General features: G+C 30.7%; 8 protein-coding genes. 5 read left to right on the top strand and 3 right to left on the bottom strand.

Going from position 1 to position 5,379, the window contains the following annotated elements; translation table 11 throughout:
- Positions 1–142: 142 nt before the first annotated feature.
- On the top strand, positions 143–313 hold the full coding sequence (locus Q0C22_RS07900) for a hypothetical protein (RefSeq protein ID WP_291493516.1): 171 nt from the start codon (positions 143–145) through the stop codon (positions 311–313).
- A 266-nt stretch (positions 314–579) separates the two neighbouring features.
- Here Q0C22_RS07900 and Q0C22_RS07895 read toward each other — a convergent pair whose 3' ends face one another.
- Positions 580–1,224, bottom strand: coding sequence for a hypothetical protein (locus tag Q0C22_RS07895; RefSeq protein ID WP_291493514.1), 645 nt, complete (start codon positions 1,222–1,224; stop codon positions 580–582).
- A 262-nt stretch (positions 1,225–1,486) separates the two neighbouring features.
- Here Q0C22_RS07895 and Q0C22_RS07890 point away from each other — a divergent pair, with 262 nt between their 5' ends.
- The 4 genes from Q0C22_RS07890 (at position 1,487) to Q0C22_RS07875 (ending at position 3,636) form a co-directional block, all read left to right on the top strand.
- A complete protein-coding gene (locus tag Q0C22_RS07890; protein WP_291493513.1) occupies positions 1,487–1,609 on the top strand; it encodes a hypothetical protein in 123 nt (40 codons plus the stop codon).
- 208 nt (positions 1,610–1,817) lie between these two features.
- The gene (locus Q0C22_RS07885; RefSeq protein ID WP_291493511.1) at positions 1,818–2,270 is read left to right on the top strand and encodes a transposase; all 453 of its coding nucleotides are present in this window, start codon (positions 1,818–1,820) and stop codon (positions 2,268–2,270) included.
- Positions 2,271–2,324: 54 nt separating this feature from the next.
- Entirely contained in the window at positions 2,325–2,765 is a 441-nt protein-coding gene (locus Q0C22_RS07880) for a transposase (RefSeq protein ID WP_367172132.1), read from the top strand.
- 181 nt (positions 2,766–2,946) lie between these two features.
- Positions 2,947–3,636 carry a hypothetical protein gene (locus Q0C22_RS07875; protein ID WP_291493509.1) on the top strand — a complete coding sequence of 230 codons (690 nt, stop codon included), beginning with the start codon at positions 2,947–2,949 and terminating at the stop codon, positions 3,634–3,636.
- A 417-nt stretch (positions 3,637–4,053) separates the two neighbouring features.
- Here Q0C22_RS07875 and Q0C22_RS07870 read toward each other — a convergent pair whose 3' ends face one another.
- Positions 4,054–4,446: an SIR2 family protein gene (locus tag Q0C22_RS07870; protein ID WP_291493507.1), complete on the bottom strand. Its 393-nt coding sequence runs from the start codon at positions 4,444–4,446 to the stop codon at positions 4,054–4,056.
- A 4-nt stretch (positions 4,447–4,450) separates the two neighbouring features.
- Positions 4,451–4,630: a hypothetical protein gene (locus Q0C22_RS07865; protein ID WP_291493505.1), complete on the bottom strand. Its 180-nt coding sequence runs from the start codon at positions 4,628–4,630 to the stop codon at positions 4,451–4,453.
- Positions 4,631–5,379 lie beyond the last annotated feature (749 nt).

Raw genomic sequence — 5,379 nt, 5'->3', positions numbered from 1 at the left:
AGAAATAAGACAGCATGATGTTGTTACAGACGGCTTGCCTTTAGTCCCACGCTAGCAGGATGTAAAGCTTGTCTACCTTGACCCTCCTTATTGGAAACAAGCAGAGGGCAAATACAGCAATGATCCTACAGATTTGGCAAACATGGATTTAGATGCATTTCATAAAACGCTTATTGACTTGATTAACAGTTTTGCATCAAAATTACCGCAAGGTGCGGTTATTGCAATGCTTATGCAGCCTACACAGTGGAATGCACCAGATAAGAAATTTTACAGACCACGTAATAAAAATAACCAATGGTGTAAACTGTAAGCTTGAAAATCGAGTTTTATGTCCTTCTCCAGCAAGCCAATACACTTCGGAGATTATAGAATACGCCAAAGCCAATAAAATGTTTTTGATTCTTACGCGTGAATTAGTAATTTGAAGAGTGTAGTCTACAAAGGCAAAAAATCACTGACAGTTTTTAAATAAAGATGTTTTTGTTGCGATTTTTAATTGCAATACACAATAAAGTTTTTTTCTTTTACTATATCCAACAAGTTGTAAGTTGCATGGTATTTTGGGTATCCAGTAGCTTATTTGATTATTTTTATTTGCAGGCTTTTATTTAGAGCAGTCTTTGCCAAAAGCATTGCCTGTGGGTTTTTGCTGTAGCTATAGCTTATACCCCATGTGCCCGTTTTGCTTGGTATATTGATTCTAACATAGTTGGAGACGTTTTCATTAAGCTCCTCTGTAGCGCACTCTAAATCTTCATACAATGCCAAAAATTGCGGATCTTGGACTTTCTTTTTAAAATGCAAAAGGTCTACTAGGAACTTAGAGTCAGTGCAAAATGCTATTGTTTCTGCAGTAATGCTTAGCTTTGAAGTAAGTTCTACAGCTTTAATGAATGCTTTGTATTTAGCAATAATATTTAGCTTTTTCTTATCAAAATTACTTGGGTTAATGCTGATGATTTCTGAGTGTTTATGAAATAGATTAGAATCTACTTCTACAATCATCCCAAAGCCTATTTTAGCGTTTTTGTAGATGGCGCTTGTGTAAATATCAGCTTTTTTGTATGGCAAAGTATTTTCTTGAACTCCTCTGTCTTTGAAAAAGTTCATTAAATTGTCAAAAAAGTCTTTTTCATTGCTTTCAAATAGCTTTTGAAGGTCTTGTGATTGTTTAAAAGTCTTAAAATCAATGACATTGTCTTTTTTTGTGAATTCTGCCATTAAAACCTCCTAAAAAGTATAATACTGGTGCAAGCTATGATTATCAAGTGCAATGTAGAATTTCTTTTGTGGCATGTGTTTAATAATTACAAACAAACAAATAAATAAAAAACAAACAAAAGATATATAAACAAACAACGAACTTATCAAAATAAACCAAAAAAACAAAAATATAAATTCGGTTTTTTCTTTATTTTTTATTGCTTTTATTTATTGATATTTTTGCGCAACGAATTAAAATTACAATTCTTGGAGATCTTCTTTGAAAGTCCAAATTGCTGGAGCAAAAAGTATTAATGATGCTATAAAGGCTTGTTTGGCTGATGGTTTAACACCAGAAAATGTCTTGGGAAGCTATAAAAACGGTAAAGCCCTATGCAGTTGATGTAAACACAGGTGTTAAGATAGATGGTTTATTTTCATACTCAAGACTGTCTCATATATAATATATATAAAGAATCTGGCTGGGACACAGAGGGTGGCTCAAGGACAAAAAGCCTGAAAATTTGCTTTTTTAGTGCCCAGCCTTGTTAGCTATTCTGGATAGTCAGATGAGCTTTAAAGCTCGTATTTTGCATGTATAGGAGGTTAACATGTATGTAGGGTTGGATATCTCTAAAGAAGAGATTTATGTAGGAACCAATGTTAACAAAAAGACCTTTAAGGTAGAAAACAACGAAAAAGGCTTTAAAAAGCTTCTTGAGTTTGTTAGATCCCTGGAATCTTTAGAAGCTGTTGTCTCAGAATCATCTGGCGGGTATGAAAAGGCTGTTTGCTATTTTCTGGCAGAAAACAATATACCATTTGCGGTTGTAAATCCGAAAAATGTAAGAAGGTATGCAGATGCAATGGGTATACTGGCTAAAAGCGACAGTATTGAGATTTGCGTAATTGCCTGTTTTGCTAGTACTATTAAGCCAAAGCCAACAAATCTCATAGACAAAGACATAGTAGAGCTTAAAGAGCTCTTAAGAAGAAGAGAGCAGATTATAGGTCATATTGGCTTTAGAAAAGAACAGGCTTTCTTTAGCAGATGCAAAGATTAAAAGCAGCATAGCAAGGGTTATTGCTTTTTTAGAAAAAGAACTTAAAGTTATAGAATACGATATAAACAGCCTTTTAAAAAAAGAGATGACTTAAGTAAAAAGATTAAAATCATTGAAAGTATACCAGGGGTAGGCCGAGTCTTGTCTTCCACAATAATGGGGTTCTTGCCAGAGATTAAAGATATCTCTAAGAAACAAGCCTTTAGTTTAATTGGTATAGCTCCATTTAGCAAAGAAAGCGGCAAAGTCAAGAAAAAAGGCAAAATAACAGGAGGAAGATTTCAGGTTAGGAAAGCTTTGTACATGGCTAATATAAGTGCCATAAAATCTAATAAGCAAATAAAAGAATTTTATTTGAAACTTAAATCAAAGGATAAGCCAGGCAGAGTATGCATCGTTGCCTGCATGAATAAACTTATGAGAATCATTCATGCTTGTTTAAGAAACAATACTTTCTGGGAGGAAGACTATGTGACAAAGCAAAGCGTTGCGTAAAAAAATATAAAAAAGACTTGACAAGATTATAGTCTACAAATTTGTTGGCCCTGCTGGCTCAATTTTAGTTGACTTTTTACACCCTTTATTATACGAATCACTATGTAAATCGCAACGCAATAAATTTCACATTTGTTTTGATAATAATAATAACCAAAAAATTTTTTCAAGAAAAAAATTTATGAACGAAAATAATACCTTAGCTTTTATGCATGGACATGTAGGGATTAAGCCACAACAGGCTATTGGTGAAATGGGGTTTAACAGTCATTATAGAGAAGCACAAAAACAAAGATTTCAAGGATTAATTCCAAATAATTCGGTTAATAGGATATCTTCTAAAAATGAAGGTTCAAAAGGATGGCATTATAACACTTATCTTATAACCGGTTTAGATAAAATGGTTGCATTTTCAGTAAATCCATTTGCATCCTATATTCATAAATTTGCAGTTGATGTAAGTAAAGCAGAGTTTATTGTTATAGTTGGAGCTTCGCTAAATGACTATCATCTAAATTCTTTTCTAGTAAATTCTGTTGGTATCACTGGTAGTAAAATTATTTTTGTTACTAAAAGCACAGAAGAGAACTTAGAGATATTAGAATCATCATATAAAAAGGGTAATGAGGAAAATAAAAATAAAAATAAAAATAAAAATGAAAATGAAAATGAAAATATATTCGTAAATCTTGTGGCAATGACGAGAGATGGAATACCCTTGGGGAAGAGAGAAGAACCAATAGAAGGGAATTCAGAAAAATTAAAAGAGGAGGGGTTTGCCAGACTGTCCGATAATATAGCAGTTTTTACTAAAGGAACAGAAGAGTTTTATAAAATTAATTGCAAAAAGTTTAACGACTTTTTTGTGTAAACTTATTTAGCTATGTTTTTATTGGCAAAATAAATTTAACTAAGATATAAAATATTCAGTTAGCTGGTTTAGAATAATGATTAACTAAATCAGAGAATTGAATTGGAATTTCTGGTTCAACTGATAGCTTTCTGTTAATTTTTTCAAATAACTTTTCCATTAGTTTGTATTTTTTTTATCTTTAAAACTATTCTTGCTTATTGCTAGTTTAATGTGTTCTATGTTTTTTGTTGTAAATAAACTATCAACTCTTTCAAAATCTTTCTTATTAGGATTTACGAAAAATACTTTTTGTAATGATATGTTATCCTTTAACCCAACGGCAAGTAAATATTTAAATTCTGCATCACTAACTGGATAAGAATATCCAATTATAATTATGCGTGTAGCTGTTTTTAAATAATTGATTGCGTTTTCTCATAATTTTTGAGATTGACCTACTTTTTTAAATGTAGGAGGTATAATGATTCTTTCTTTATCATTAGGATCACTTTTTTGTTTTATTTTTATTTTATTACCGTCTTTTATCCAATCAATTGACCCATGCAATTTGATAATTGGTATTATATTTGAATCTTTATTCATTATATCTGAATCTGTAGTATAATCCTTGTCTCGTTTTAAATTTAATCTGTCTTCTAATGTTTTTTCTAACAAATTGTCATAATTAAATGTGATAAATGTATTTTTTGTAGAAGTTTGACTTTCTTCTTTTAGTTTCAATAAGCTTGCGATTAAAAAATCATAAAATAAAGTTTTACATAGTGAAATTTCAAGACTATCGTGATCGATAGTTGCCTTTGGAAACATATTTTCAAGAAATTTTTTTTTGAGAAAGTATATCTATATCGTTTGTTTTTTTTATAGAAATAATATTAGATTCTTCATTTGAAAAATATTTTTCAAGCAAATGCTTTAATGTAATTGAAATTGCTAAAGTAATAGAATTATTATATTTTTTTATATAATGAGTATCAGCGTGAATTATACTCAAGAGATCCTCTATGTTATCCAAATCTACTTGAATAAAATATCCGCAGGATGATAATTCTTTGCGAAATTTTAATATTTGATGGAGTGCCTTTGAATAGTTTGGCAAAGGATTACCATCGTTAATTAATATTTGCAGAACTTCTCCGCCGCTTTAGAAAAACCTGCACCTAAAATGTAAACGTTATGGTCAATTTCAAAATCATGTCCTTTTTCTGAATCAGATTCCATTTCTAATTCCTCCCTTCTTGTCAAGTCTAATATAAAACAAAAAATACGCTTTTGCAAATTTCACAAACACAGTATTTTCAAGAAAAGCCAGTCAGATTATTTTTATTTCTAATACTTATGTAGTTAGTTTTGATAATGAAAAAAATCTTCTATAATATTTCCCATCTTAATTGATATAAAATGTTTTAGTATAATTATATGTTTTTTCTTTCTTTTTGATTAGAGCTTGATTTTTTTAATTTATGCGCTATTATTTCTTTAGGATCTTACGATTCTGGACAATTGTGTTACTTTGCCTATGAGGATTAAGGCCAGTTTTTACGGTTGGTTTTTTATTAATTCAAACTTAGAATTATCGATAGACATTTGTTCCAATATAAAAATGCAGTACTTTTACAATACTACTTTTTTGCTTTTACCGCAACGAACTGTGCCACATATTTTGGCCTCCTTCCCTTGCTGAAGCAAGAGGATTCCGTGAGGACAGATTAAATTGTGTCATATAAAACTTTACTCAAAACG

This window comes from Desulfurella sp. (assembly GCF_023256235.1).
In the GTDB taxonomy this organism is placed as follows: Bacteria; Campylobacterota_A; Desulfurellia; order Desulfurellales; family Desulfurellaceae; genus Desulfurella.
The sequence above is the reverse complement of the archived record's forward strand: the minus strand, read 5'-3'. Positions and strand labels throughout refer to the sequence as shown.

Excerpts from the sequence above, each read along its gene's own strand:
- Q0C22_RS07870 (WP_291493507.1), bottom strand. The coding sequence starts at position 4,446 with ATGTTTCCAAAGGCAACTATCGATCACGATAGTCTTGAAATTTCACTA.
- Q0C22_RS07885 (WP_291493511.1), top strand. The coding sequence starts at position 1,818 with ATGTATGTAGGGTTGGATATCTCTAAAGAAGAGATTTATGTAGGAACC.
- Q0C22_RS07895 (WP_291493514.1), bottom strand. The coding sequence starts at position 1,224 with ATGGCAGAATTCACAAAAAAAGACAATGTCATTGATTTTAAGACTTTT.
- Q0C22_RS07900 (WP_291493516.1), top strand. The coding sequence starts at position 143 with ATGGATTTAGATGCATTTCATAAAACGCTTATTGACTTGATTAACAGT.
- Q0C22_RS07875 (WP_291493509.1), top strand. The coding sequence starts at position 2,947 with ATGAACGAAAATAATACCTTAGCTTTTATGCATGGACATGTAGGGATT.